This window comes from Clostridium sp. AM29-11AC (genome assembly GCF_003480545.1).
Classification (GTDB): domain Bacteria; phylum Bacillota; class Clostridia; order Lachnospirales; family Lachnospiraceae; genus Otoolea; species Otoolea saccharolyticum_A.
This window is the reverse complement of the sequence record NZ_QUJI01000003.1, coordinates 19,016-46,011: the sequence shown is the minus strand read 5'-3', so window position 1 is coordinate 46,011 and position 26,996 is coordinate 19,016. Positions and strand designations below refer to the sequence as shown.

General features: G+C 49.4%; 21 protein-coding genes. 5 read left to right on the top strand and 16 right to left on the bottom strand.

From position 1 onward, the window contains the following. Nucleotides 1-1,494, bottom strand: a complete 1,494-nt coding sequence (locus DW757_RS03050; RefSeq protein WP_118750954.1) for a serine/threonine-protein kinase — start codon at nt 1,492-1,494, stop codon at nt 1-3. Nucleotides 1,495-1,683: 189 nt separating this feature from the next. Here DW757_RS03050 and DW757_RS03045 point away from each other — a divergent pair, with 189 nt between their 5' ends. Continuing rightward, nucleotides 1,684-2,535: an adaptor protein MecA gene (locus tag DW757_RS03045; protein WP_118750953.1), complete on the top strand. Its 852-nt coding sequence runs from the start codon at nt 1,684-1,686 to the stop codon at nt 2,533-2,535. 129 nt (nt 2,536-2,664) lie between these two features. Here DW757_RS03045 and DW757_RS03040 read toward each other — a convergent pair whose 3' ends face one another. Then, a complete protein-coding gene (locus DW757_RS03040; protein WP_118750952.1) occupies nt 2,665-2,865 on the bottom strand; it encodes a DUF1858 domain-containing protein in 201 nt (66 codons plus the stop codon). A 270-nt stretch (nt 2,866-3,135) separates the two neighbouring features. Between DW757_RS03040 and DW757_RS03035 the strand changes: the two genes are divergently transcribed. Further along, a complete protein-coding gene (locus tag DW757_RS03035; RefSeq protein ID WP_008396432.1) occupies nt 3,136-3,306 on the top strand; it encodes a 4Fe-4S binding protein in 171 nt (56 codons plus the stop codon). 265 nt (nt 3,307-3,571) lie between these two features. Next, the gene (locus DW757_RS03030; protein ID WP_118750951.1) at nt 3,572-4,336 is read left to right on the top strand and encodes a gamma-glutamyl-gamma-aminobutyrate hydrolase family protein; all 765 of its coding nucleotides are present in this window, start codon (nt 3,572-3,574) and stop codon (nt 4,334-4,336) included. A gap of 27 nt (nt 4,337-4,363) precedes the next feature. On the opposite strand, the gene DW757_RS03025 is transcribed toward DW757_RS03030, so the two are convergent. Beyond that, nucleotides 4,364-5,302 (bottom strand): AEC family transporter, encoded by a 939-nt coding sequence (locus DW757_RS03025; protein ID WP_008396434.1) that lies wholly within the window; start codon nt 5,300-5,302, stop codon nt 4,364-4,366. A 432-nt stretch (nt 5,303-5,734) separates the two neighbouring features. Here DW757_RS03025 and DW757_RS03015 point away from each other — a divergent pair, with 432 nt between their 5' ends. Continuing rightward, nucleotides 5,735-6,502, top strand: coding sequence for a transposase (locus DW757_RS03015; protein ID WP_015574598.1), 768 nt, complete (start codon nt 5,735-5,737; stop codon nt 6,500-6,502). Between the two features lie 140 nt (nt 6,503-6,642). Here the strand turns inward: DW757_RS03015 and DW757_RS03010 are convergent, their stop codons facing one another. The 13 genes from DW757_RS03010 to DW757_RS02950 all read right to left on the bottom strand — a co-directional run bounded on the left by DW757_RS03010 (nt 6,643) and on the right by DW757_RS02950 (nt 25,724). Next, complete coding sequence (locus tag DW757_RS03010) at nt 6,643-8,511, bottom strand: hypothetical protein (protein ID WP_118750950.1); 1,869 nt, start codon at nt 8,509-8,511, stop codon at nt 6,643-6,645. Between the two features lie 81 nt (nt 8,512-8,592). Continuing rightward, the gene (srtB, locus tag DW757_RS03005) at nt 8,593-9,372 is read right to left on the bottom strand and encodes a class B sortase (RefSeq protein WP_118750949.1); all 780 of its coding nucleotides are present in this window, start codon (nt 9,370-9,372) and stop codon (nt 8,593-8,595) included. 168 nt (nt 9,373-9,540) lie between these two features. Continuing rightward, entirely contained in the window at nt 9,541-11,295 is a 1,755-nt protein-coding gene (locus DW757_RS03000) for a BsaA family SipW-dependent biofilm matrix protein (protein ID WP_118750948.1), read from the bottom strand. A 125-nt stretch (nt 11,296-11,420) separates the two neighbouring features. Beyond that, nucleotides 11,421-12,269 carry a BsaA family SipW-dependent biofilm matrix protein gene (locus DW757_RS02995; RefSeq protein WP_008396440.1) on the bottom strand — a complete coding sequence of 283 codons (849 nt, stop codon included), beginning with the start codon at nt 12,267-12,269 and terminating at the stop codon, nt 11,421-11,423. A gap of 60 nt (nt 12,270-12,329) precedes the next feature. Further along, nucleotides 12,330-12,839, bottom strand: coding sequence for a signal peptidase I (locus tag DW757_RS02990; RefSeq protein WP_008396441.1), 510 nt, complete (start codon nt 12,837-12,839; stop codon nt 12,330-12,332). 29 nt (nt 12,840-12,868) lie between these two features. After that, on the bottom strand, nt 12,869-13,705 hold the full coding sequence (locus tag DW757_RS02985; protein ID WP_118750947.1) for a BsaA family SipW-dependent biofilm matrix protein: 837 nt from the start codon (nt 13,703-13,705) through the stop codon (nt 12,869-12,871). 44 nt (nt 13,706-13,749) lie between these two features. Beyond that, on the bottom strand, nt 13,750-14,655 hold the full coding sequence (locus DW757_RS02980) for a BsaA family SipW-dependent biofilm matrix protein (RefSeq protein WP_118750946.1): 906 nt from the start codon (nt 14,653-14,655) through the stop codon (nt 13,750-13,752). 66 nt (nt 14,656-14,721) lie between these two features. Next, nucleotides 14,722-15,378, bottom strand: coding sequence for a TasA family protein (locus tag DW757_RS02975; protein ID WP_118750945.1), 657 nt, complete (start codon nt 15,376-15,378; stop codon nt 14,722-14,724). A 2-nt stretch (nt 15,379-15,380) separates the two neighbouring features. Beyond that, nucleotides 15,381-16,100 (bottom strand): hypothetical protein, encoded by a 720-nt coding sequence (locus tag DW757_RS02970; protein WP_118750944.1) that lies wholly within the window; start codon nt 16,098-16,100, stop codon nt 15,381-15,383. After that, complete coding sequence (locus DW757_RS02965) at nt 16,093-22,248, bottom strand: VWA domain-containing protein (RefSeq protein WP_243033340.1); 6,156 nt, start codon at nt 22,246-22,248, stop codon at nt 16,093-16,095. Before DW757_RS02965 ends, DW757_RS02970 begins: the two co-directional genes overlap by 8 nt. Nucleotides 22,249-22,250: 2 nt before the next feature. Beyond that, a complete protein-coding gene (locus DW757_RS17890; RefSeq protein ID WP_008396447.1) occupies nt 22,251-22,376 on the bottom strand; it encodes a hypothetical protein in 126 nt (41 codons plus the stop codon). A gap of 565 nt (nt 22,377-22,941) precedes the next feature. Further along, entirely contained in the window at nt 22,942-24,162 is a 1,221-nt protein-coding gene (locus tag DW757_RS02955; protein ID WP_243033337.1) for a BTAD domain-containing putative transcriptional regulator, read from the bottom strand. Between the two features lie 311 nt (nt 24,163-24,473). Next, the gene (locus DW757_RS02950) at nt 24,474-25,724 is read right to left on the bottom strand and encodes a four-carbon acid sugar kinase family protein (RefSeq protein WP_118750942.1); all 1,251 of its coding nucleotides are present in this window, start codon (nt 25,722-25,724) and stop codon (nt 24,474-24,476) included. 355 nt (nt 25,725-26,079) lie between these two features. Here DW757_RS02950 and thrH point away from each other — a divergent pair, with 355 nt between their 5' ends. Beyond that, nucleotides 26,080-26,691 carry a bifunctional phosphoserine phosphatase/homoserine phosphotransferase ThrH gene (gene thrH, locus DW757_RS02945; RefSeq protein ID WP_118750941.1) on the top strand — a complete coding sequence of 204 codons (612 nt, stop codon included), beginning with the start codon at nt 26,080-26,082 and terminating at the stop codon, nt 26,689-26,691. The last annotated feature ends 305 nt before the right edge of the window (nt 26,692-26,996 follow it).

The following is a 26,996-nucleotide window of genomic DNA, read 5'->3' as shown; positions in this document are numbered from 1 at the left end:
TTATCTTCGGTTTTGGCCTTTAATCAGCCTTAAAAGCCCTCTGATACGGTGTTTCCGTCCTTTCTGCTCTCTTTTGAGGAGCCACTTTGCGGCCTCTGTTCCTGAAAGGAGACTGTAAAATGCCTCCGTGGCTGTCTCCTCCTCTCCGGAAATAGGATCCTCAATCCAGGGCAGAAATCCTGCGGCACAGTCCCTGGCTTCCTCCGGAAGCAGAATATTGCCCGCAGACTCCCTGCGGTTTACAAGAATTTTTATCCTTGCTTTCTGTGACTCCCACGGCTCCTGGGACGTCTGTGATTCCCGAAACAGCTTCCCTGCCGCCCTCCGGCAGTCTGAAAGCTCCCACGGCCTGCCCCCGCAAACCAGAAGGAACAGCTGTGCCTGGAACGCCTCATGATCTTCCCGGGAAATCCCCTTCAGATTCTGGCTGTCCAGAGCTCCCATGTCCAGAACCCGGATTCGGAAGCTGTTCTCATCGGGATGAACATTTTTCCCAAAGAGAGGTTTGACAGGCACGATTCCCGCCTGAAAAATCCCTCTTCTGTCAGGCCGCTTTCCCATAGCTCGTCCCAGTGACGCCGCTGCCCCCGAAGAATTTCTCTCCTCGTAAAGGCAGGGGCCTGCATGAAGGTTCAAAAAGGCTGACAGAGCCAGGGCCGCAAGAGTAGTTCCCGTGCCCGGGCGGCTTCCGGCCACAGCAATCGTAAGAAGTGGCATTTGATTCTCAGTGAAAACTCCCGTTCTGAGGGCGCCAAGCGCCTCCAACAGTTCCTTTGCAGTCTGAAATCGCTTCTCTTTTTGCGGACTTAAACACTGCTCAATAACCGCTTCCAGCCTGCCGTCAAAGCCGGCATTCTCCACACAGGTTTCTCCCTCCGGGCTTCGCCCCGTCCCCATATAGAACAGAAGGGCACCAATGGCATAGATGTCTGCTCTCTCATCAGGAGCTTCGTTCCGATAAAGCTCAGGAGCCGCAAACCCGGGAGTCCCAAAGCGCAGAGCTCTGCCCTCATTTCCGGCAGAAAAGACAGCCTGGTCAAAATCAATTAGTTTCAGTGCGCCGCCGCAGATCATCAGATTCTTCGGCTGCAGATCCAAATGTAAAATAGGGTTTGGTTTCAGCGAATGCAGATAAACCAAGATCCGGCAAAGCTCGCTCCCATATGCTGCGATCTCTGCTCGGGTAAGACTGCCCCTCTCTTTCATCAGGGCAGATAAAGAATGACCTTCCAGATATTCTTCGATAATATAGAAATAGTTCTGATCCTCTTCCAGATCGTAGATAACCGGTATTCCCGGATCTCTCAGGCTTTTTAAAATCTCAGCCTCCCTCAGAAAGACGCCTGGCCGCTGCTCCTTCCTCACACGCTTAATGGCTCTGTATTCACGAAGCCCCAGGTGTACCGCCAGAAGGACGGTGCCGTTTCTTCCGGTTCCCAGCGTTCCGGTTATCTGGTATTTTCCAAACAGTACGGTGTCTTCTGTCTCCTGCACCTCCTTTCGGAACTACCACTTCTTAACCTGTATTCTAATATACGCCGCGGTGATTTACAACCATTTTCAGGCAAATTTCCTAAAATTTCTTTTAATTTTTTTACATAGGAATTGCCAATCTATTATATTATATAGTATATTGGGTATATAGAACCCAAATTCAGGCTGTAATGAAAGGCGAGTGATCCGATGAAGATAGAACGTATCAATGAAAACCAGATTCGCTGCACTCTTACCAGCTTCGACTTAAGCATACGGAACCTGAATATCGGGGAGCTGGCCTATGGCAGCGAAAAGGCCAAAAAGCTGTTCCGCGAGATGATTAAGCAGGCTGAAGCCGAGGTTGGCTTTGACGCAGAGGACATACCGCTGATGGTTGAGGCAATTCCGCTCTCAGGAGAGAGCATCATGCTTGTCATCACGAAAATAGAAGATCCCGAGGAGCTGGACACGAGATTTTCCAGGTTCTCCCCAGCCTCAGAGGAGGAGGATTCCCCTCTCGGCTCTCTTCCCCAGGATCTGCTGGAGGGAGCAGACAGTCTTCTGGGGCTCTTTGCCTCCAGCCTTCCCGACGGGAAGGAAGGCTCCCAATCGGGACTGCTGTCCCGGCTGAATGCAGCTTCCACCCCGGAGAGCAGTCCGCACGCCGCCGATAAACAGCGCGGAAGTCAGGGAAAATCTGATTCCTCCGTTTCCGGCGCTGGAAGTTCAGGAAACGTAGAAAACGGCAGAACCTATGCAGACACCCTGTCGCAGCGCATCTTCTGCTTTGACTCCCTGGACGCAGTAACCAGGGCAGCCCGCATCGGCGGACAGGCATTTGAGGGAGAAAGCCGCCTGTATAAAAACAGTCGGACTGGCAAGTATTACCTGGCCCTTCAGGAGCTCACTCCGGGATGCGAACATTTCATACGATTCTGCAATCTGCTGATTGAGTACGGAAGCAGCGTCCGGGCAGAGTATGCATCCCGCGCTTATTTCGATGAGCATTATGACTGCATCATAAAGGAGAATGCCGTAGCTGTCCTGAGCCGCCTGTAGCATTTTCGGCGGCAAGGCTGAAAATGCGGACTGCTTACGGCCCTGTCTGCATGAATCAAATACGCCGGAGTACCGGCAGCTGTCAAGCGCTGCCGGTACCCCGGCGTATCTTTCATTTCCCAGCTCTTATTACTTCTGAGCCAGGTATTCATTGATCGCATTTACTAATGTATCAACCTGTATTCCATGAACCATACTGGCCTCTTCCAGAGACTCCATCTGAGAAGCCGGTCAGCCTAAGCAGTGCATTCCAGCTCCCATAAGGATAGGTGCAATTCCGTCATCCAGACGAACCAGATCTCCGATTAACATTTCTTTATTAATCTGCATGTTTGTACCTCCTTCTGTTTTTATACCCATAATATAATACTTTTCGACTTCTATTGCAAGGCTTAATTTCGTCAGAAAAGTATGTAAATTTGCAAAAATTCTGAGCAGAATCCATCAAAATCCGTCTGTTCTGCCGCCCCTGTCTCTGTAACTTTGCAATTTTTTCCTTTGCTTCTATTTTAGAACAAGGATTTTTCTGGTACCATCTTGAATATTTCGCATTTTTAGTTTAAAATGTAGGAACAGATTAATTAAAGGAGGTAATTTATCATGGCATATGTAATTACAGATACATGCGTTAGCTGCGGAGCTTGCGCTGGCGGATGTCCAGTAGGCGCAATCAGCGAGGGAGACGGCAAGTACGAGATCGACGCAGCAGCTTGCATCGACTGCGGAGCTTGCGCTGGTACATGCCCAACAGGCGCAATCGAGGAGGCTTAATTTAAGCTGAGTGTTCTGCCGTAAAGGCAGGAGTCATGCGATTGCACAGGAGGGTAACGCCGGAGTTGTTTTTACACTCTGACGTTACCCTCTTATTTTTTTCCGGGCTTTACAGTACTATTTTCTGCAGGCATCCGCAAATTATACGCGGGCTGCCGATGCTTTCAAATCATTTTTCTTTCTGCCGGTCATAATCCCTCTTCTTTCAGAATACCCTTTATACAATAAAACAGAATGCTCAGGCATCAGGGAGTGTAATCTTATCATGTATCACTTTCTTACAGCCGGTTTCAGAAATGAGCGCCCGGAGGGCAGACTTCCCCTTATCGGCCTCTCACCAGGGCAGACTGACGACGGCAGCCTGTCCCTGCGCCGCTTTTATATGGACGCAGTAAAAAAAGCAGGAGGGCTTCCCGTCCTGCTTCCTTTCCTGTCAGACGCCTCTGAGGCAGTCCCCTTTGCCGACCGGCTGGACGGACTTCTTCTCACGGGAGGGCCGGATCCGCACCCCTCCCTCTTTGGCGAGGAGACCCGAACCGGCTGCGGCTTCGTTTCTCCTGTCCGCGATCAGACGGAGCTTTCTCTCCTGCACGCCTTTTTCAGGGTTCAGAAGCCTGTATTCGGTATCTGCCGCGGCGCGCAGATAATCAATGTCTGTTTTGGCGGAACACTGTGGCAGGATCTTCCCTCCGATCTTCCCTCCGACTGTCCCGAAAGCCGTATCTGCCACAGTCAGCCCTATTCGCCCGACCTTCCCGCCCACAGGATTTCCATCCTTCCTGGAAGCCTTCTGCACCGGATCGTCGGAAAGGAGACGCTTTCCGTAAACAGCTGTCATCACCAGGCCGTCCGCGTTCCAGGGTCCTGCCTGACTATCTGCGCCCGCGCCTCTGACAAAGTTGCAGAGGCTGTGGAGCACAGAGAGCATCCCTTCCTGCTGGGTGTGCAGTGGCATCCTGAACGGCTCGGCAGAGATGAGGGGGAAGTGCTGTTTGAGGCCTTCTGCAGGGCCTGCCGGCAGAATCTCTGAAACAGCCGCCCAGAATCCTCTCTTTCCCTAAATCATGCCCATGGTCTTAAAAAACAGTACCCATAGGAAAATGGTTACAATAGACACCGCTGTGCTGATAACCACGAACTGTCCCGCCAGCTCCCCGTCGCCGCCCATATTCTGGGCCATGGAGTAGGAAGCCGTCGCCACAGGAGTCGCATACATTGTAAAAAGCACGAAGCGTTCCAGATTTCCAAAGCCCATGGCTGTCGCCAGAGCTGTGATCACTGCCGGAAGAAACACCATTTTCACTGTCAGAGACGGTACCAGATATTTCAGGTTTCCTCTTACCGCGGAGAAGTGAAGGGTGCCTCCCAGAACGAAAAGCGCCAGCGGCGTTGTGAGATCGGCAAACTGTGCAGCCGTTTCGTCAATGCAGGCCGGGAGTTTAATCTGAAGCATGAAAAAAATAAATCCCACAAGCGCTCCTAAAATCAGAGGGTTCGTGCATACATTTTTTACGAGGACACGGATATCTGACTTGCCTCCGTGAAACAGCTCCAGGATAATCACTGCCGTTACATTGTAGATGGGAATGACGATGGCCACCATCATAGAAGCCAGGACAGAGCCTGTTTCTCCGAACAGGCTTGTGGTCAGGGGAATCGCAAACAGCACAAAATTGCTGCGGTAGATAGCCTGAATCACGACGCCTCTCTGGGGATTTCCCTTCACAAATTTCGGCACCAGAAAGACTAAGATGAGCTCCAGAAGGAGCACGCTCCCGACGCCCACAGCCACCAGACGTCCGTCCAGCGTAAAGCCCGGTTCTACCTTATACAGATTATTAAACATCAGAATCGGGAAAAACGCCCTGAAAATCAGCTTATTCAGCTTGTTCATAAAGGCCTCGTCCACCAGTCCGCTCATTCGGACTCCATATCCAAAGGATATATAAATCAGAAACGGCATAACTGCGTTGACGGCCACAAGAAAGCTCTCCATAATACCTGTTCCTCTCCTCTGCCAGAATTTTCAAGCGGCAGCCGCAGGTTCCAAAGCACCTGAAAAGCCTTGCGCCTTACCCTGCAGCACCTTACCAAAATAGAGCATTATGCACTCTATTATAAGAGTTCGCAGAAGGTTATTCAACCAAAAGCAGCCATAATTTTTAATTTGAAACGATTATATACCAGGACAGCAAAACAGCGGACAGGGCCCATTGCAGGAAGCCTGTCTCTGTGTTATACTGTCCTTACGAAAGCATACATTCCCCATATCGGGCCTTTTCCACAGGCCCAGGCGTGATTTTCATTTCTCTCAGAACATCAGAAAATCTATGCTTTTCCCACTATCATACAAGAGCAGAAGGTTTTCTGGCTTCAGCAGATGCACATGCTTCTGAGCGCTTAAAGGCCTTCTGCGAAAGGAGGTTCTATGAGTGAACAGGAAATGAAACAAAAGAAGGCAGGAAGGGGCAGTCTCGCTCCCGTCCGGCCCAGGCGCGATTACAAGGATACCCTGTTTCGCATGCTTTTCAATGACAGGGAAGCTCTGCTCTCCCTCTACAATGCAGTAGGAAATACGGACTACCGGGATCCCTCCCTGCTCCAGATCGTTACCCTGGAAAATGCCGTCTACATGAATGTGAAAAACGATCTGGCATTTCTCCTGGGCTTTGAGCTGAATCTCTATGAGCATCAGTCCACCTGGAATCCGAACATGCCTCTTCGGGATCTGTTCTATGCTGCCAGAGAGTATGAGATGCTGATTCGGGATCAGTCCCTCTATTCCTCCCGACTGATAAAACTGCCTGTTCCCAGGTTTATCGTTTTCTACAACGGCAGAGAGAAGCAGGAGGAGCGGTGCGTCTTAAAGCTCTCCGACGCCTTTGAAACGCCTGTGGAGGAATGTATCCATGAGGGGATCCTCAGAGATTTTTTATTGAAATATCGGGCGGAGGTGACCAATGTGAGCATTTTTGAGTACAACGAGGAGCGGGAAAAAGAATTGCTGAGGAAGGCCGAGTATGAATTCGGCAGAAAAGAGGGGATGGAACAGGGAATGGAGCAGGGGATCTGTGCCCTGATTCAGACCTGCCGGGAGCTGGGGGCCTCCAGGGAGACCGTTTCATCCGCCCTCATCAGGCGGTTTTCCATTTCCGGCGAGGAGGCTGAAGGGTATCTGGAGAGGTTCTGGGAATAACAGGAAACCGTTTTTAAAAGGGAACTTTCCAGAAGCCGCCATTTTGCAGCGGCGGCCATACGGACAGGGAGCACTGAAGGAGTATCTCACTGATCATTTTTCGGCGCTCCCCAAGCGTTTTGGCTCCGTCTTATGTAAAATCATTTCCCAGTATGATCCTGGAGATCCCTGCCGGCAAACAGATACAGGATTTTCGAGCCTGCCCTCCTGATTTTAGAGCCCGCCCAAACCGCCGATGACCTCAATAGATGGAAGAAGTCAAAGGAAGGATCAAATAAGTATCTCAGACTAAAATATAATAAAATAAAAACCGCCTCTGTAACACAGACATAAATACAGAGAACCGCATCGGAGGCGGCACAGAGCACAGTTTTTGCCGACAGCAGCACTATGCTTAAAATTGTATATACAAGAATCTTTCCATGGCCTGAAACGCATAATTTCATCGTGCAAAACAGTATGGATATTTCTAGCAGCCACAAAAAACCGTCTCTTTTAAGCAATACAGTCATCATCGTTAAGAAGAAAATTCCCAATAAAAAAGATATATTCCACACATCAGACAGCTTTCCTTCCTCTCTCATAGGAAATAGAATATCTGTACTTACTGTGCATTCCCGATGTTGAGACATCTTTTCAATCAACGTATTGCAGTAAGATTTTGTGATTCGCTCCCCGCCCCTCTTTTGTGTGAAAGCTTCATGTGCCCAGGGAAGGACAGCAGAGAATTCTCCCAGACACATGTAGGAAAGAAATAAAAGAAAAAGGAGAATATTCATATTTGTGCTGCCTGCCGCCTCTGCCTTTCGATTCCAGAAATCCGGACAGGACGCCCAAAGGCCTGAGAAAAATCTGACCGGATAGCCGAGGCTTACCAAAAAGAACACCATTCGGTCCCATTTCTTCGCTCTTCCCGCCTCATACATAACAGAAATCACCAGAATCACCGACATACTCACCGCCAGCGGAACGGCAATCTCTCCGCCAAACTGAATAACTATAAACCCTGCGGCAATTATCCTGGTGAAAACGATGAAAAAAGCCGCCAGTCCTGCTCTCCTTTCCCCAAGACAGTGAACCGGCAAGCGCCCCTTCTCCCCTTTCCTGATATCGCCGATTCCTCTCACATCATTCCAGAGATACCTGGCCTGATAGACAAGAAACTCAATTACAAAAAAAGAAAGGAAAAAAGGATTCCACATCTGCCAGGTCATATGAGCGTCATAAAACAAAAAAATACCTGTTGCAAAGCCGATGCCGATGATAAAGGATTTCTGAAAATCCTTCTTTTTCGGATAAAGATAATACAGAAAAATTTGTATTTTGTCTTTTAATTGTAACTTTGTCTCTCCCCCCAGTACCCTTTTTCTCCTTCTCTCCCGCGACACGCGCGCTGCCCAGCAAAACATCTTCTGCGCTTTGACAGACATGATGACAAATGCACCGCAGTCAAGGACAGCTATGGCTCCTAAAACAAATATAACTGCTTTATCCACCATGTCATGAGGCTTAATACTGATATACTGGACATACTGGATCACCAGGCAAAAAGAAATCGCACATACCGTCGCTATCGCATAGGACAGATAATGAAAAATACTGTACCCATTCTTCAGATGAAGGGGATTTCTGGTTGTTATGGGAGAAGAGAAGCTCATCCAGTGCACCATATCATTCCGATTTATACAATATAGTCTGTCCTCCAAATCCCTGATATAATGAAACCGAAGTACATTTCTCATTCCCAGCGCGGTAATATAGGACAGTGTCAGGATCAGTACAAGCGAACTCAGGTAAAATAAATAATGACGCATCTGCGCCATCGAGGCATCTATCTCTTTCAAATATGAAGACACACCAAAAATAACGCTCAAAACTGTCCCGGCAGTAGAGATCACCTGGACAATCTGGTTCTGAGCGCTCCTCTCATCCTCCCGGCATTCACTGAGCTCCATCCGAAGCTCCTCTGCAGTTTCTTCCGAAACAGTCCCTTCCTTTTTGACTTCCAAAATTTCCCGCCCCCTATTTTGATATCGCTGTTACCATGCCACTGTAACATATCCTTCTGGTATGGCAGTCCCCGGCAGAATTTAGTGCCCGGCTTCTTCTGTCATCCTGATCTCCTCCATCACCTTCGCCTGCACCACCCACCGGTGGGTGTAGCCGTTCCCCGTACAGGTGACCAGTGTCACCAGGTGATCGTCCGCCCCTGCCTCAGTCCCCGTATCATAGTAGGCCCTGGACTTCATCCGGCTGATGAATGCCAGCTTCTCCTCCTCCGTCTCAAAACGGGTGGGGAAATTTTCCTCTGCCGCCTCCTCCTGATGGCTTGACAGAACCGTGCAGCGCAGGATTCTTCCCGGCAGATACAAGTCAATCTCCGGGTGGCTCTTATAGAACTCCTCATCGGCATAATGGCTCAGGATTCCGAACATGGAGCCGTTTCTCATGTTGTGTCCGTAGAGGATCGTATTGTCATCTGCGAGGGACGGATCGTTCCGGAAATCCATGAAAACCGTCCCGGCAAAATTGTAGGAACCGTTCAGACTCCGTTTCAGGTAATAGTCATTGTCCGCCGCCTGGGCCACCGGGTAGCTGACAGAGGTGCCCGGAATGTCAATCCAGAGCACCACATTTTCTGAGATCTCCTGCAGGGCCCCGAAATCGATGGTGAGGGGCTCCCAGACTGCCTCTGCACCTTCCCCTTCTTCCCCCGTGTCCGTTCCCTCCTGCCGGGTGACAACGGCCTCCTCCAGCTCCTCATAGGCCTTCCCGGCCGAATAGTAGGAATACCATACTACTCCCAGATACCCCAGCGCTCCGAGAAAAATAAGAAGCGCCAGAATAAATATGATTTTTTTCAGCTTCATCGCTCTGTCCTCCTGCCTGTCTGATTTGATCAGCTGCAATAACCCCGGGATCAGCAGAAGGCCCTGAATTTCTCAGGGCCTTCCTGTTTCTGAAATCGGTCTTCGTTTCTTTTGCTTTGCTGATTTTCTTGATTGTTCCTGCCTGGTCTTTGCTTTCTCGTTCCTGTCCTAGCTTGGGCTCTCTGTCTCTTTCTTCTTTCTCAGGGAGCTTCCCAGCCACAGCAGGATAATTCCGCTTCCCAGTAAGGTCACCACTGCCGGGATAATCGGTGTCTCGTCACCGGTCTTTGGCAGGACGGCTAACGGTACCGGTTCGTCCAGGATGGTCTCGTCGGTAAGCGGTGGGGAAAGAGGCGTCTCATTGTCAGCGATGTCAATCCGTCTTCCGCCTCCGCCTCCGCTGCTTCCTCCGCCGTGGCTTCCGCCTCCGCCGCCATTGTCTCCATTTCCGCCTTCGGTCTTAACCTCTGTGACCATAAACTGCCAGTCGATCTTGGAAAGTACCCCTGCGTAGTGGTTGACCAGGCTGCTCTCTCCTTCTCCCGGAGTAAGGCTTGGATCTTCTTCCAGTACCAGATTCGGATCCAGAGTAAGCTCTACCCGGATATAACCGGTTTCCCCTGCATCGTAGTTTCCGATGTACACCGCACGCATTCCGTCGGCTCCGTCGGCGTTTCCTTCGTCTGTCAGGAAGGTGGAACCCATGGCAGTTCCCTCATAGAGCTTTGTCTCGTTCTCCATGTCCGGCGTCTTATACCACACGGTCATGGAAATCTTCTCGAGAAGTTCATCTTTGATGGCTTCCTGCTCTCTCGGGAGGGCCCTCATATAGAGGTTCCACTCTTTATTGCTGGCGTTTTCAATGTTTAACAGATCCTTGTACACACCGCCGGGAACCATGTCGGTAAAGCTCATGAACCAGTTGCCTTCCTCCACATTTCCGTTTCCGTCCCGGTAGGGCACATAGGTCATGGTTCCGTTGGTCTCGTCGAATTTCAGCGTCTTAACTTCCTCTGAGTGGTCGAAGACCGCCTCATCCGCCAGCTTTACCAGGTAATCCAGAGTCTGGCTGTCTGCATCCGTACCAGGATCTTCTTCTGCGTTTCCTGATCCGAAGATCTCCTCCACCGCTGCCTGGGTGGCCTGCACGGTGGTGGCGTTGATGGTCATCGTATAGCGGGCATTCTCATAGCCAGGAACCTCTCCCACCGTGTCGATGGTGATCTGTTTTACATTGCCCTTCTCATCCCTGGTGTAGACGGTGTCCTTTCCCGTCACACTTCTCGGGATGTCCGGGTTCATGGTCACGCTGTCCAGAAACTGCGGGGATTTCGCCCCTGCCTCGATGGTCCCCATGTAGTAGAGGGTGAAAGTTCCCTCCTCCCCCTGGGGCTCCTCGTTCATCAGCAGCCACTTTCCCTCCGCCTGGCCAAGGGTTTCTGCTTCCTCAAGGCCCCAGCGGTTTCCCGGCTCTCCGTCCGCATCGGCGGATGCCAGAAGAACTACATTTTCCCTGCTGAATTCAGGAACTGCTGCATATTCCCTGCCATTTCCGGTGTCAAACGTCAGAGGAAAGGATTCTCCTGCCAGTGGTTTTACTGGTACCTCCTCTGTTGCGTTTCCGTCACTGGCGAGCACAGTAGCCATTACATCCTCTGTCCGCACCCAGCTCTGACTGATTACAACCTTTGCCATGGCGTCCACTGTCCCGTCGTTGGCAACCCACACCGCTTTCTGTGTGGTGGTTCCCGGCTGCCAGTTGTCTGGAGATTCAAAGGTTTCGTCCAGAGAAGTATGATAGTCCCCGGTCATAAACTCATTTCCGGCTTTCAGTTCCTGAGTCCAGCTTGCCCATGTTGCGCCGATGGCAGCCACTGATGCGAGCGCTGCCAGGCCTAATACTGCATGTTTGCCTTTCCTCATATCGTTCTGTCTCCTGTCTTTTGCCCTTCCCCGGAAGCCGACAGGCGTCAGACGTCCGCCGGCTTCCGGGGAGGAGCGGGATTCATTCCTTTCCGGAATGATCAGCTATTTACTCATAATTGGCATTAATTGGCGTTGCTTGAAGTAGCCTCCAGGTATGCGTCGGCAATATCATCAGCATTTGCGGAAAGGAAACCATCCACATCTACGCCCTCATACTGGGAGAAGATCTCGCGGATTGCATCGCCTGTAGCCTGAACGGTGTTTACATGGATGTCCATGGTATACTGGGCGTCCTCATAGTTCACTTCCATCCATCCTTTTTCTTCCACCTGCTGCTCTCCGTTTTCGTCATAAAAATAATTCTTCTCTGATACCCATGATTCGATTTTGGAGTTTAATGTCACGGAATTCAGAAGTTCCGGTGTTTCCTCCCCAGCTGGAACGATGCCGTTGTAAACGAAGATCAGCTTGGAATAGTCATCGCTCACATCCACTAAAACCCACTTATCTTTCGCCTCGCTGTCCCCTAAACTGCTGACAGAGGCAGTGATTCCCATCTCCCTGGCTTCCTCCGCCACAGAGTCAATGGCTGTAATATCATGCATTGCTGTATTCTCGCCCCAGTTGATGACAGCTGCATTTTCGTATCCCCGAGTTATTGGAGAAGGATCCGGAGCTGCGAACCGAATCGGAAGGCTCTCCCCCTCCCGGTTCCACTCCTGCGTAATCTCTGCTACAAGGGCCATATCTACGTCGCCGCTGTTGGTAACCTTTACATTCTTTTCTGTGGTCACGCCAGGAAGCCACTCGCCCACTGCCGGAGGTGTAAACTGCTCCACAATATCAGAATCAAATTTTCCTGTCTCAAACTCATTGGTCGCTGTCAAATCCTGGCTCCAGTATGCCCAGGTTCCGCCAATCACTGCCACTGCTGCGATTCCCGCAAGGCCTAACGCCGCTTTCTTTTTCATCTCGATCTACCTCTCTTTTTTGCAATGTATCTGCCGGCCGGCTTATCAGCCGGTATTGATTCACTCTTGTGCAGATGGTTCTTTTTTCTTCTTTTCCTTATCCGGGAAAATCATGTCAAGAACAATATTTATAATGATGATTGCCGCCATCACGGCGATTGTTGTTATGTTTTTGCTGTAATTTACAAAATATCCTGCATAGGGTATGTTTATCTTCCATACCTTACCGAGTACATCGCTGTATTCAACGGGATTCGGATCCTCGGAAAGGTTCGCATCTCCTTTGGTTGTAAAGGTCTGGGAAAGCTCACTCTTTTCTGTTACCCGGTGAGTTACCATGCCATCCTCTCCTGCCCGGAAAGTGATAGCATCGCCGACATTAATATCTGCGAATTCCGCTTCTTTATAATAGATCACACTTCCAACATGAAAGGTAGGCTCCATACTGCCGCTGAGAACGACGACGGGATGGTATCCCGCCAGCATCGGAGCTGCGATCAGAAGATAGCAGGCGATGCAGGCGTATACCGCCCAGGACAGGATAGTAAATAGTCCTTTGATTAGCCGCATGAATTGTGTCCTCTTATCAAGCAGTCATTTTATTCTGCCTCAGCCCAGGCAACCAGATACTGAAGGCTGTCCTCTCCCCACTCTGCAATAACTGCATCTTCTGTCGGCTGAACCATCTCAACAGTAATTGTCAGCTCATATTCAGCATCTGCATATCCTGCAGCATTTTCATCAAGTGCAACCTCTTTCTTAACATGGAAGGAATCTCCCGCCTTCTTGGCAGCCTCCGCTGCAGCCAGCATGTCTGAGTCCTTCTCTCCACCAGGAGCTACTGTCCACTCAGTGTCTCCATTTGGCAGAGAATCTTTTCCCTCTGTCGTGCAGTACTGATACGTTGTCGTATACTTACCAAGGTCAACATTTTCAGCCAAGGTTACAGATTCAAGAAGAGCCTCGGTACTGGTTCCAGGGGCTAACTGGCCATTGTAATACCAGTATCCATCTCCTCCCTGAGTCCACATATTATTGTTAGCAAAGTTTTTACGCACTACTGTCTGATCACCTACAGTATCTCCATCTTCTGCATCCACCTGATCCACTACTAAAAATGCTTCTCCATCTGCACTGGTAATATTGGGAAGTGTCCCTGCCATTTCATTTCTGGACCAAGTTTCTGCCATCTTTACACGAACTAATAATGGCTGATCTCCTGTATTCTGAGCGATAACTTCCTTGTCTACAGTTGCACCTGGCTGCCAGTCACCGCCGTCGCTGGGGTTGAAGTGCTCGATTACGCTTCCGCCGTATTTTCCAGTATCAAATGGGTTCGTAATCTCTGCTGTCTGATTGAAATATGCCCATGTTCCTCCCACTGCTGCAAGCGCTACTAAGCCACCTAATGCCGTCACTTTTTTGTTCATTTTCATAGCTATTTCCTCCTAATAATTAATAGAAAATTATAAAATCAGTTCTACTGATTTTTTACTACATCTTCCTGGAATTCCCAGAGCCAGCCGCTTTCTTTTGCGTAGGATAGTACGTCCTCACCAAACAGATCGCTGACCGCTTCCTCTGTGGGCTGAACTGACTGTGCTGTAATAATCAGGTTATAATCTGCATCAGAGTATCCCGGAGCCTCAGCACTGACTACAATTTCTGTTTTCAGATGATAAGCCGTTTCTCCGTTTTCTTTCAAAAACTCCACAAGCTCTCTTTCTGACATCTGTTTTCCATCTGCATTTAAAGGAAACTCCTTCCAATCGCTTTCTGTAAGGTCATTTCCCGGTTTGGTAGAATATTTTTTAACAAACTGCATCTCTCCCAAATCAATATCCTTATCCAAGGTCACAGATTCCAGAAGCGCACTTGTAGTCGTCCCAGGCGTCAATGTCTTTTCATAATAGTAATATCCTTTATAGTAGGACCAATCATCTCCTGATCCCGTCTGTAAGTCCTTCCAGACGACGGAATCATCAATGTCATTCCCGGCCTCTCCGTCTGTATTATCTGACTGAAATACACTTTCAATCTTATTGTCTGCTTCTGGGTTATTCCCCAGCACTTCCGGTTCTTCTGAGGTATCGATTGAGAGGAACGGCTCATCCTCCCCCTTCCGCGTCCAAGTTTCCTGAAGTTTCACCCGCACCAGTGAATCGATCGATCCGGAATTTTTCACAGAATACTGTTTATTTACCGTTTCTCCCGGCTGCCATTTTTCTCCTTCTTCTGGATTAAAGATCTCCACAACCTCTGTGTCGAACTTTCCCACATTTAAAACATTTACTGCTTCCAGATTCTGATTGAAATATGCCAGGGAGCCGCCGACTGCAAACACTGCTGCGATACCTGCCAATGCAGCGATATGTTTCTTCCTCATTTTCTGTCTCCTCCTGTCCTGCTTCCCTGATGTTCAGGAAAGGTTTTCCAACGATTTTTCCGTGTTCTATGATTCTGGAAGCAGTTCTGCCCAGTCTAACAATCCGTCTGCATCTGTCTGAGTTAAATCCCAGTCTGCAACTTCGATGGCCAGCTCATCTGCCGGAACTGCCTCCGCATGAAAATCAACTATGAATTTGCAGCTGCTGTAATCTGCTGCATGAGCATCGTTGGAAACCTCTGGACTTAAGGTCAGATGATCCAGAAAATTTGAAGTCGTGTTCTGAACGCCCTCCTCCTTGCCGGGAAGAATGTGCTTATAATAGTAGTAATCCTCTATCTGCACCCAGTCGTCATCCCATCCATCCGGAAGATACAGAGTGACATAATCATCCTCCTCAGGTTGTAAACCCCCGAAAATATACGCCCCTCCCAAATCATCTTTTCTGTTCCCGTTCTGATCGATCCAATAGGTATCCATCTTAAGCCGGAGCACTAAATCTGTGCTTCCCTGGTTGACAAAATATGGCTCCTTCTCTACGGTTTCTCCCGGCAGAACCGTCTCTGCCGGGTTATAATTCTCAATCATGTCAATGGCGCTGTTGCTTGTATGAAACGGGTTGGCAATATCATTTCTGTCGGAAAAATACGCCCACGTCGCGCTGATTCCCACCGCCAGGACACCGCCGGCCAGGATGATACCTAATTGCTTATAACACTTCATAATTAGTTACCTCCTTCCTCTGTCCAGTCAATATAGGCGTTTAACCGATCTTCCTGCCATGTCTCGCTGTTCATCTCTTCTTGTTTGTCTGCCGTCTCATATGGAACAAAACCTTCCCCAAACAGCTCCTCAGCCGCATCCATACTTACCTTCAGCTCATCGCTGGCCTGTACGGCCTCTGTCTGAAAATACAGTTCGTAGCCGGCATTCTGATAATCTGTCAGGTTTTCATCGATTGTACCTGTTAATTTGGAGAAATCTACACTCTTTAAAACAGGTTCCGTTGTCCCTCCGGCAGGGAGAATCTTTGTATAGTAGTACCAGCCGTCGATATAAACCCAGTCTGACCCGCTCAGAAATCCCTCCGGACTATTCTGCTTGGTCACAACAGGAATCTGGCCCTCTTCATCATAATTGTTCAGAAGTTCCTCTGTCCCGCCGCCTGCATCCAGCTTCCAGCTTTCTGCATAGGAAACTCTCAAAAATATGTCCGCCGTGCCATTGTTGGTAAATTTCACCTCTTTGGGTTTGTCTCCACCTGTCAGATCCCCGTCTAAGTTTTCGTTCACGCTGACCTCAACAGTAGGAGTGGCAATCTCATTTCGCATATTCACCTGATGGCGAATGACAGCGGCCGTGCCTCCAATCCCTGCGGTGAGGGCTGCCAAGAGGGCGATTCCTGTCAGCTTCACCATGCTCTTTTTTGCTCTGCTTTTATACAAGTGGCTCACCCTCCTCTGTCTCAATTTCTACCTTCTTTTTAGCCGCCTCCGCTCTCGGAAGCTCACTGGCAGCCTGCTGCGCTGCTGAACCGTTGCTGAACGGATCCTCAGGATTTCCGGTTGTCGTATTCTTTACGTCCGCCGTACTGTGGAAATACCCCTTGTGTCCCAGAATATTCTCTACAGTCACTTCCAGTTTGTCTGCCGGATGAACGGTAAAGTACACAGCCTCCCCGTCCTGTGTCACAGAAACTTCCTCAGACTGCCCGTCTGCATTCTTCGTCACAGTAATCCCGCGCAGGCTGTATTCCATAGGAACAGCCTCTGAAATTCTGAATGTTCCTTCGCCCTCTGTCCTGATTTCCGGCGATCTCTCACCGTTTGCAAGGGCTACGGAGGAGTAGGGAACCCACTCTCCCTCTTCCGTCCGCTTTTCAATATAAATGATAAACTTCTGGTCTGGATCTGCTCCCTCTGCCGGATTTCCATCCTCATCTACAATTAATTTTGTAACTGTGAAACTGCCCTCCTCGGGAACCTGGAGAACCGGATGTCTGTATTCCAGATCCGGCTGCGGGTATCCGTCGTAGGAGTAGGAAAGCGTTGCCTCCTCGTTGGACGGGAAGCCAGGCTTTTCAGAGCTGTGACTTCCGGTATCTTCCTCTCCGGTTGTCTCCGTATCGGAGAGCTGCCCGTCATCGCCCAGCTCGTAGTAGCCTCCGTTTGCTGCAAACTGCTCTTCCGCATACTGGCTCGGCTTTACCTTAAACCGGATTCCGTAAGTCACACCATTTTCCAGCGCATAGCCGGGCTTAAACGTAACAGTTATCTCCTTCCCATTTATGCTTACGCTCTCTACTGCCTCCGCAAATTCCGTCTCATTCATTGGTTCGTCATTTCTTAAGATTTCAACCTCGCCTTCTGTGGAAACCATATCCGCATATTTGCTGAGGGTATCTCTGATTACCACGCTGCTGATTCCTGCCGGAGGAGTACTTGTACTGATAATCTCGTCCTTTATCTGAGTAAACGCATCTCTTATCAGCTGGGCAGACGTTCCTTTAAATGTCTCAGGAGCAGTCATTCCATTCCTTGAGGCCGTCAAACGTATACCCTCCATCAGGTCAGTTGACGCGTCAGATGAAACTCCTATTGTGTAGATGCTGGCTCCCGGGACAGGATTGTTACTAATAGCATAGTAAGACAGTACCTCGCTTTCGGTAGGCTCTCCGTCTGTCATGAAAATCAGATATTTCTTTACATTACTCTGATTCTGATGAGCCTGCGATCCTGTTTTCAGCATATCCAGCGCATCTGCCAGCGCCTGTGATGGCTCCGTATTATAGCTCGTGTTACTAATCTTTAGGTTGTTGAGCACCTGCTGTTCCTCTCTGCTCCAATCCAGAACACGAGTGCTGCTGCCGCTGAACTGATACCCGGCAATCTGTATATCATACTGCTGGGAACACAGATCCGGAATTATCTCATCCAGAGCGTCGTTCACTATATCCTTCCTGCTCTCCGTTTCATCCTCCCACCATTTAATCTCATCGCCGTCTATGTCATACTCCATACTGAGCGATTTATCGATCACAAATACAAGATCCACCGGATACGGCGTGGTTACTGTAGCCGGATTTCCCTCAATTCCCGTCACATCCAGCGTCAGAGAATAGGTACCGTCATCATTGGGTTCGATGCTCTTATTGTAATCATCCGGCAGTACCGGTTCTGGAATCTGGAGCACCGGATGCGGATATTCAAACCGCCCCGTCCCTCCGTCATAGGTATACTGAAGCGTCGCCCCTTTATTGGTCGGGAATCCGGGCTTTCCAGAGCTGGTCCAGGAACCTTCTGGTATAGATGGAGCGTCTGTCTTCTCATCACCCTTGTATTGATTTTCTTCCGATGGTTCTTCTCCGTCAGCTAAAATGTAGCCTCCATCTTCATTCCGGTAGTACCCGCCGTCCTCCTCGAATTTGTTATAGGCCTCTTCTGAAGGCTTCACATCAAAGGATATGCTGTAAGTCGCATCTTTCTCTAATTCATAATCTGATCTGAACTGAACGGTAACGGTTCTAGTCGCCTGATCATAGGTTGCCGTATAGTCGCTGGCTGACAGCTGGACGCCGTTGCTGCAGCTGACTGTTATACGGGCCGGATTTACCATGTCAGCGTATTCGCTGAGCGTATCTGTGATTACCACATTGGCAGCCCCCGGAACAGTCGTTCCTGCGCTTCCTGAAATCTCAGCTGCCATCTGAGAGAAAGCAGCGTTCAGAGAATCCGTGCTGTTTCCGACAAATTTCTGTGCCGTAACGCCCTCTACAGAATTGGCATTACTGACCATAGATTCCATAAACCCATGGGAATCACTGTTAGCTACCTGAATCGCATAAAAGGTAGTGCCTGGATCCAGAGCTTTAATTGCAGAGTAACAATTTTCTGCCTCTTCGTCGCTGAAACTATCACTATTTTTTCCTGGTTCGCCGTCTGTCAGGAAAATCAGGTATCTCTTCCCGTTTTCGCCAAGTTCAACATTTTCTAATGCGCTAATGGCTGAGCGCAGGGTTTGGGAGGGGTATGTACTTCCATCCGTTTCCCAGGATGTAAGCTTTAAATGGCTGAGCGCATTTGAAGTATCACTTTCCCAATATTTATTATCCTCATAGAAGTTATTCTTAAAGTTGACTTTTTCTCCGCTATCACTGAACTTATATCCGCCAAACTGAATATCGTAGTCTCCATCAGAAAGCTGATTAAAAAACAGCCCAAGTGCTGAATTCACTACTTCTCTTCTCGCACTGCTATTTCCGCTTCCAAAACTCTGATCCATACTTCCCGACTTATCGATCACAAACATGACTGCTGTCGGTGTCGGATCCTTCTGCCCGGTTGTTACAGAGCCTACATCAGACTTTACATCCAGCGTCAGAGTATAAGTACCGTTCCCATTATCCTTAATATATTTTTTATATTCAGGATTATTTGTGGCCGGAGCCGGAATAACAGGGTGCGGGAAGCCTACCCTTGTGGTTCCATCTTCACCGAAAGAGAAGTAGGCATCTGTATTGGTAGGCACTCCCCTCTGACCGGAGCTGATATTTTCATTTTTCCTGTAATCGGTATTTGGATCTCCCACTATCTTATCATCGGGAGTTATGACTATGCCTTCCTTCAGCTTGATATCAAAAGACAGCTCATAAACGACGCCTGACTGGAGTTTTCTGTCTTCCCCAAACACAAGTTCAATCTTGCCACTTTCCTTATCAAATATAATATTCTCGTAGTTTGTCCCTTCCTGAAGGACTTCTCCACCGACAAGTTCTCCCGAACTGTTTCTCGTAAACTTTTTGACCTGTACATTCGATGCACTTTCAGTGTCTCCCGCAAAAGTTACAAACCGACTCAGGGTATCGGAAATTGTTACATTCTCCATTTTCAGGTTATTCAGAATACTCTGGAACGCGGTCGTCAGCTCAGAACTCTCTGCCTCCACCTCGATCGTTGTGGCACTTTCCGTGGGAGCTATGTACTTATCATCCTGATCTTTCGTCCAGTCGATTCCCTCGGCAATCGCGTACAGGTACTGTTCTGGATCGTAATGGTCATAGTCGTCGCTCGTCAGCTCTGGAATGCCAAAGCCCACACAGTACGTGATCCCCTGCAGCGCCTCCATCTCCTCATGGAACCTGCCTGCAGCGAAAATAGTGCCGTCGCCTGTATCTGTGTCAATACTGCCGCCATCACCCTCGCGGTTATCATAGTTACCTATTATGGGCAACCATCCTGTCTCCAGTCCATTGAACTCATCTACATCTGAATAATAGTATGTCGGCTTTCCATCGCTGAGGAAAATCACAACCGGTATATTGCTGCTGTTTCCGCGTTCTTTAAGCACTTCCACGGCCTGATATAAACCGGCCTCATAGTTCGTACCGCCGTTTGCCTGAAGATCCCCTATCGCCTTTTTGATTGTCTGCTGACCGCTTCCATTCCGGCCATACTCTGTCCATCCCAGCTCTGTGGAGGCATCTGTCGAATATGTCACGATAGAGAAACGGCTGTTCGGAGACTGTTCAAACAATTCATCGATAAAACCTTCTTTTTGTGTATTCCAGTTTTCATAGTACCCCAGAGTATCTTTCAGCACTTTCAGTCTGCTGTCACTGCTGTCCTCTGAGATTTCGTCATCCATGCTGTTTGACAGGTCGATCACCAGAACAATATCCAGTCCCTGCTGATCGCCGCCGGTAATGCCCAGATGCAGACGGTAGGTTCCATCACCGTTTGCCTCTATCTGTTTGTAGTAGGTATCCTCAGAAGGAACCAGGTCGCTTAACGCCGCTGTCCCGGCCATCACCACCGCCGGTGTCTCCTCTGCAGCCGCTTTCATGCGGAGCAGGCGGGCGATCGGGTTGGCTTTCTTCTCTTTCTTCACCGTAGCGCTTACAGCCGGAAGCATGCTCATTCCAAGATAGGTCGTTCCGTCTTCATCCTCATAGGCCAGATCGGTCTCTTCTATGTAGTCCTCGTAGTCTTCGTCTTCGTCTTCCTCTTCTTCCTCCTCGGCCTCTTCCATCATCTCCTGCCACTCGTCGAAGCTGATGTCATCGCCGAATTCGTCGCTCTCAAACTCTGCGTTTGGATTCGGGCCCATAACAACAGGGACATCATAGCTGGATTTTGACAGCTTCGCTGTGTCAGAGCTTCCGCCCTTGTCGGAGCTTCCTTTATCAGAACTGCTGCCACTGTTTCCTGTATCGGAGCTTCCCTTGTCAGAAGAGCTGCTGCCGCTGTCTCCCTTATTGGAATCTCCCTTTCCGGAGTCTCCCTTGTCGGAGCTTCCTGTGTTTCCTGAACCTGTGTTTCCTTCACTTCCGGAGCCGCTGTTCTTGTCCCCTTCTGTTCCGGAGCCGCTGTTTCCTGTATCAGATCCATGGTCAGAACCGGAATTCTGGCCATCATCGGAATCATCTGGTTTCTGGCTTCCTGTATCGCCGGAGCCGTCCGGTTTTCCGCTGTCGGTATCACCGGAACCTGTGTCGGAACCGGAACCTGACTGGGAACCGTCTCCGTCCTCAGAGCCTTCCCCTGCATCCTGACCGCCGTTCTGGCCGTCATCGGAATCATCCGGCTTATCTGCATCTTCTGCGCCGTCAGAGCTGTCGGAGTTTCCTGCATCCTCGCTTCCCTGACCGGCTCCATCTGTGCTGTCCTCCGAGCCTCCATCTGTGCCTGACTCGGAACCCTGGCCGTCGCTAGAGCCGTCCGGCTTATCTGCGTCTTCTATTTCTTCCATATCCCCGGCGCTGTCGGAGCTTCCCGCACTGCCGCTTCCGCTTCCTGAACCGGAGCCGCCTGCGCTTCCTCCGTTCTCGCTTCCATCCTCTGCCGGCTGGGCAGCCGGGTTATTGGCTTCTGATTCTTCCTTGCTTTCCTCTTCCTCTGCCTTCTGCTCCTCCCTAAGTTCACTGTAGCTTGGAACCACAATGTCATCTGCCTGGAGGTTTTCAATATTTAATGTGAAGGTTACGCTTCCGTCATCTGCATTGATGTAGAGGAATACTAACTCCTCGTCTCCCGTAAGCGTCCAGCTTCTCTCTGCCGCATCAGAGTCCGTGGCATTGGAATCCGTCGCTTTAGCGGCTCCTGCCTCCTCCTCAAATGCTTTATAGTCTTTCTCATCTACCTGAACAAGAATATAACCATAGGCATTGGGATTGTCCCCCTGGATGCGTCCGCCGTTTCCGTTGTCCGCAAACAGCACAAAGCTTCTGCGGCCCTTAAACAGCTCCTCATATCCCTCATCCTTTCCCTGGTCATCCTTCTTCACCTGAATCTCAGAGTCAAAATCAAACTCATTTCCCTCCGAGATTGCCCGCGCTGCCTCTGTGGCCAAATCCTCTCCGCTGATTACTTCCTCCGGCATCAGGATTTCCATGGCATCGCTGTCTGTTGCCTTTGCGTCGCTGGGAGTTGCCGCCATAAGAGCGTTGCTGGCAGTGGCAATCTCAGCCGCGAATGCTGCCGAGTTCATGTTCGCCATACACATGCAGAACACAAGCAGCCATGCAACTGCCCGACGGAGGCTTCTCTTCAAAGGCCTGTTACTTTTTCCACGCGATTTTCCTCTTCTGGAATCCATTCTTACTCCCGCCTTTCCTTCCATTTTTTCAACTCAACCTCCTCTTTTTCTATATCAAGGGCACTGTCCATCATCTTTAACAGTTCCAGCATACTTTTAAAGCACCTGAACGCTTTTTGTCTGCCCATATTGCCTGCCCATGCCAGGCGGCATCGCGGCGATACTTGATGTTAATTACGAAAGCTGCCTCCACTTTTCTGTTGTCTGATGCTTTCTGTATCAATACCTGCTCCCCTTTTTTGTAAAAATATGTTTTGTTTATAAATTTTCTTAAAATTTTCTTAGGCTTTCTTATAGTGTATTAGAAGGGCAATCACAAAACCTATCACAAAAAATGATTTTTTTTGTTTTTCTTATTATTTTGAGGACATAGCTGAAACCGCAAAAGATTGTAAAAATTTGTTCTGAAGATGAAGGGAATTTTCCCCTCTGAGATAATGTCAGACGACTTGTTTTAATGCTTTGTTTGCCTCCCGGCTTTTTTTGGTTTTTCGCCTGCCGCAGGCTGCTTCGTCGGTAAATTCTGACCTGATGTGTTCCCGCCAGGCAGGGCTTTTTGATTATAGGAGATTCGTAAGAATTTCCTATAATCAAAAAACCGGCCCTTTCTCCAAAGGCCGGTATAGACATATATTTTTTGTTTTTCTGTCAGAAAAGAGCCTGGCGTTCTCCGCCCTTTTCTCTGTACGCCTCTTAAAACCTGATTTCCTGTCCGGTCTGGTAAGCGGATACGGAGAAATTCACCTCCGCCCTCTTTCCGCACAGAGTCTTAAAATAACGGCTGATTCTGTTTCCAATAGAATGGCTGCTCTCCACGCTTACGCCTGTAAGAAGAATCAGGTACTGATATGCGCTGTACCTGGCATAGACGTCGCCTCTTCTCAGCACATGTCCGATAGCCTTTTTCAAAAGCTCAGAACGGGCCTTCTGCTTTTCCTGGTTCTGAATAATTTTCCCCTCATAATCTACCAGTGTACACAGCATCAGGCACATGGGCTGTCCGCTTCTCTCACTCCTTCTGGCCATAAGTCTGTAGATATCTATGAAACTTGGATAAGAGCAGTAATAGGCATTCTCCCCATCTGTGCCGTTTCTCTCACATAGTTCGGCCCTGATATTGTCCAGGCCGTCGGGACAGCTCACAAACTGCTGGCTCATCTTCCGGTAGCATTCCAGCATCTTATCAGAAGGAGGCAGTCCCATCTCCTCGGAATATCTTCTGGCTGTCTGATCATAGAGGCGGAAAGCTTCCTTGTAATTGCCCATAAATATCATGCTCTCAATCTGCCCGGTCTGCCAGCCGTCAAACGGATACACCTGAGCGGCCTGTCGGTAGAGCCGGTACATTCCCGGATAATCCTTCTGAACCTTCAGATAATCCCCCAGCCAGGAAACCGCCTTCTCATACATTCTCTTAAAACGCAAGCTCTCCACAATCACCCAGTTTTCTGTGGAATTGGCGCTCAGAAGCTCTCCCTGATAGAGTTCCTCCGCCTGTCTGTAGCATTCATACGGATCCTCTCCCCGCTGCTCCATGCGTTCTCCTGCTTCTATAAGGTTCTCAAATTCTCTGGCATCCACCCACACCGGAATCTCCTGATCCCAGAAATAGACTCCGTCACGATTGATGACATACTGAGACTTGGGAAAACCTCCCAGCGGCAGGACATGGCGCAGGCGGTAAATGAGATTATTGAGGCTGTTGTTGAGACTGGACAGAGAATCCCTGTCATAGAGCATTCCCACCAGATCGTCTCTGCCGATCCCCTTCTCACCGGACAGCCACAGGATCTGAAGAAGCTGGGCGAGCTTAGAGGCGCTGTTTCTCCCCAGTGACAGAACCTCATCCCCATACTGAAGTGAAAAGCGTCCCAGCATATGAACTGTCAGTTTCTTCTTTCCCTCACCATTCACAGATCCGTCCCCCTTTCCGTCAAAACAGCAGCCAGCCGCTGTCCCTCCGTACTTTCTCCGCCGTATTTTTTATCATACAACAAAGTGGAAGGTTCGTCCAGATTGATTGTGAAATATCGGCCTGAATTACGCAGCAGTAATGAAATATTTTTCCTCCTCTTTCTGATCCGCCGCAGTGCGATCCCCGCGGAGCGTTTTCATATAACAGGGAACGAAGTTTCCTGTTATATGAAAAAACACCGTCAAATGCCTCCCTGTCCGACTTTCATCGTCAGCCCTCCTCATTTGACAGTGTTTTATTTATCCGGCCTCTACTCCAGATGCCTTCCGCCAATCTTCTCTGCCAGCTCTGCTATCAGCTTTTCCTCTCCAAAGCCTCCTGATTTTGAGATAATGCTGTAGGTTCTCCCATCTATATCCACCTGGGAGAGCACTGTTCCCGGCGCCATCTCGCACACAGGCACAATCTCGTCACAGCCGATGTGCCTCATAAATCCCATAAGCGTATCTCCGCCTGTCAGAAGCATGGTGCTTTTCACGCCTGCTCTGACCAGGTGCTCCACCACCCGGCCGAGCGTATCTGCGATCCGCACTCTCAGCTCATCCAGCGAAAGCCCATGGCTTCCGGCATACTCACAGGCAGCGCGGCAGCCAGGCAGATCATTGGTATCAAAGATGCAGCACTCCTCCTCCAGTGCCGTCTTCGTCCACTCCTCTAAAGCCCTGTTTCCTTCTTCCGATTCCAGATAGTCCTTTTCCAGTTTCTGCTCTGGCGTCAGACGGATCCTCTTCATTCCGGCCCTCTCTGCATAATCCAGCTGTCTGACTGTGATTGGATTGACGCTTCCGCAGGCTACCAGAAACTTTTTATCCAGGGAAATCCTCTCACGCCTCTTTCCAGAGAGTCCAAGAAGCTGCGGAAGAACTGCTGCAAAGCCGGCGCAGCCGGCAGTCAGCCCAAGCTCTCCCTTTTCCTTCAAAAAGGAGCCTATACTCATCAGCTCCTCATCTGTGGATGCATCGTAAACCATAACGCCGTTCTGCCTCTCCCAGCCGTCCATACTCTCCACAACCGTTACGGGAACCTCTCCCCTCATCATATCCGGTATGTAGGAGCAGGTCACAGGCTCAAACGGATCCTTTCCAAACACACTCTCATGGACCGGACTTCCGTCAATATAGTGGATACCGTTTCTGGTCACCCGGTTCATTCTGGGAAATGCCGGCAGAAAGTGGAGAGTGTGCTTCCCCGCAGCATCGAGAACTGCTTTTAATTCACTTCCGATATTTCCCCTGAGCGCTGAGTCTGTCTTTTTATATAGATACGGGATCCCGCTCTCACAGGCTCTTTTGGCGATGCCGTAGACCATGCGGTAGGCCTCCTCCCACTTCACATGCCTTGTCTCTGCTACCAGCACCAGAACCTGAACCTCTCTTCCAGTCCGGCTGAAATCATACTCAATATTTGTAACTACTCTCGTCTCTGCTCCACTCGCCGCAAACTGTACTCCTGTATCAAGTGCGCCAGTGAAATCATCTGCAATAACCAATAATTTCACCATAGTCAATATTCCTTTCTGTGCTCCCCTCGAGCATCAGTCGCTTTTTTATTTATTCTACCTGAGATGTCCTGCTCACACAACCTTTTGCCTCTGCCTTTTTGTTTAATTTTGAAACGATAATTCGTTATAATTTCAGAAACCTTCATATTTACAAAAAAGCGTTTCATATTGAAATCATTGAGGGCGCTGCACTCTTGAATGAACCGCCTCCATCAAAGGACAGGGCCTTCTCCAACCCCATTTTACCGGAACCGGTTTTTCTGCTCTTGACACCCCGGATTGCCGATGATAGTATTTTTTGTAACAGCCTGCCATCAGGCGTCTGCAGCATAAAAAGAAAGAGGAGGACTTGGGTATGTATATTGTATGTTTGGATATGGAGGGAGTTCTGGTTCCTGAAATCTGGATTGAATTTGCAAAGGCCAGCAATATCCCGGAACTTACGCGCACTACACAGGATGAGCCGGACTATAACCGTCTGATGCGGTGGAGACTTGACATTTTGAAGCAGCACGGGCTGGGCCTTGGGCAGATACAGGAGACCATCTCAACCATTGATCCGCTGCCGGGCGCAAAGGAATTTCTTGATGAGCTCCGCTCCTTTACCCAGGTAGTCGTCCTCAGCGATACCTTTGAGGAATTTGCCATGCCTTTGATGAAGAAGCTGGGCTACCCCACCCTTCTGTGCAACAGCCTGGAAGTGGCACCGGACGGCACGATCACGGATTTTAAGATGAGAGTGGAGCATTCCAAACTCACAACTGTGCGTGCACTTCAGTCCATCGGCTATAAAACCATTGCCAGCGGTGACAGCTACAATGATCTGGATATGATACGCGCAAGCCATGCCGGCTTCCTCTTCAGAAGCCCGGAAAGCATCCGCTCCTCCGTCCCGGAGATTCCGGCTTACGAGACCTTCGACGAGCTGCTGTCCGCTGTCAGGGAAGCTGTAAAGCAGAAAGACTAACCGTTTCAAAATTGGTTATGGTTTCTTTAGTTTTCCGTAAGATTGATTTAGAAGTTTTTTAGAGAATAGACAAAAATTGGACACATTTATCCTTTATTATAATTCCTGTAAACAACAAGAGGCCAATGAATCCGGAACATGCGCGCATTGTTTCATTGGGCTCGCCTAACAACAATTTCCTTTATATAGATTTTCTGGAACCCTTTTCCTTTCCCCCCTTTTACGTTTCAGAAAAAACGGGAGCACTGCATGATACGGCGCAATCGCCTGGCAGTGCTCCTCTTTTTGTTTTCTTTTTCTTTTTT

Excerpts from the sequence above, each read along its gene's own strand:
- DW757_RS02985 (WP_118750947.1), bottom strand. The coding sequence starts at position 13,705 with ATGAAAATGAACAAAAAAGTGACGGCATTAGGTGGCTTAGTAGCGCTT.
- DW757_RS03030 (WP_118750951.1), top strand. The coding sequence starts at position 3,572 with ATGTATCACTTTCTTACAGCCGGTTTCAGAAATGAGCGCCCGGAGGGC.
- DW757_RS03035 (WP_008396432.1), top strand. The coding sequence starts at position 3,136 with ATGGCATATGTAATTACAGATACATGCGTTAGCTGCGGAGCTTGCGCT.
- DW757_RS17890 (WP_008396447.1), bottom strand. The coding sequence starts at position 22,376 with ATGGGCAGACAAAAAGCGTTCAGGTGCTTTAAAAGTATGCTGGAACTG.
- DW757_RS02990 (WP_008396441.1), bottom strand. The coding sequence starts at position 12,839 with ATGCGGCTAATCAAAGGACTATTTACTATCCTGTCCTGGGCGGTATAC.
- DW757_RS03000 (WP_118750948.1), bottom strand. The coding sequence starts at position 11,295 with ATGAGGAAAGGCAAACATGCAGTATTAGGCCTGGCAGCGCTCGCATCA.
- DW757_RS02995 (WP_008396440.1), bottom strand. The coding sequence starts at position 12,269 with ATGAAAAAGAAAGCGGCGTTAGGCCTTGCGGGAATCGCAGCAGTGGCA.
- DW757_RS03045 (WP_118750953.1), top strand. The coding sequence starts at position 1,684 with ATGAAGATAGAACGTATCAATGAAAACCAGATTCGCTGCACTCTTACC.
- DW757_RS02950 (WP_118750942.1), bottom strand. The coding sequence starts at position 25,724 with ATGGTGAAATTATTGGTTATTGCAGATGATTTCACTGGCGCACTTGAT.
- DW757_RS03025 (WP_008396434.1), bottom strand. The coding sequence starts at position 5,302 with ATGGAGAGCTTTCTTGTGGCCGTCAACGCAGTTATGCCGTTTCTGATT.
- DW757_RS02965 (WP_243033340.1), bottom strand. The coding sequence starts at position 22,248 with ATGGATTCCAGAAGAGGAAAATCGCGTGGAAAAAGTAACAGGCCTTTG.
- srtB (WP_118750949.1), bottom strand. The coding sequence starts at position 9,372 with ATGAAGCTGAAAAAAATCATATTTATTCTGGCGCTTCTTATTTTTCTC.
- DW757_RS02975 (WP_118750945.1), bottom strand. The coding sequence starts at position 15,378 with ATGAAGTGTTATAAGCAATTAGGTATCATCCTGGCCGGCGGTGTCCTG.
- DW757_RS03015 (WP_015574598.1), top strand. The coding sequence starts at position 5,735 with ATGAGTGAACAGGAAATGAAACAAAAGAAGGCAGGAAGGGGCAGTCTC.
- thrH (WP_118750941.1), top strand. The coding sequence starts at position 26,080 with ATGTATATTGTATGTTTGGATATGGAGGGAGTTCTGGTTCCTGAAATC.
- DW757_RS02980 (WP_118750946.1), bottom strand. The coding sequence starts at position 14,655 with ATGAGGAAGAAACATATCGCTGCATTGGCAGGTATCGCAGCAGTGTTT.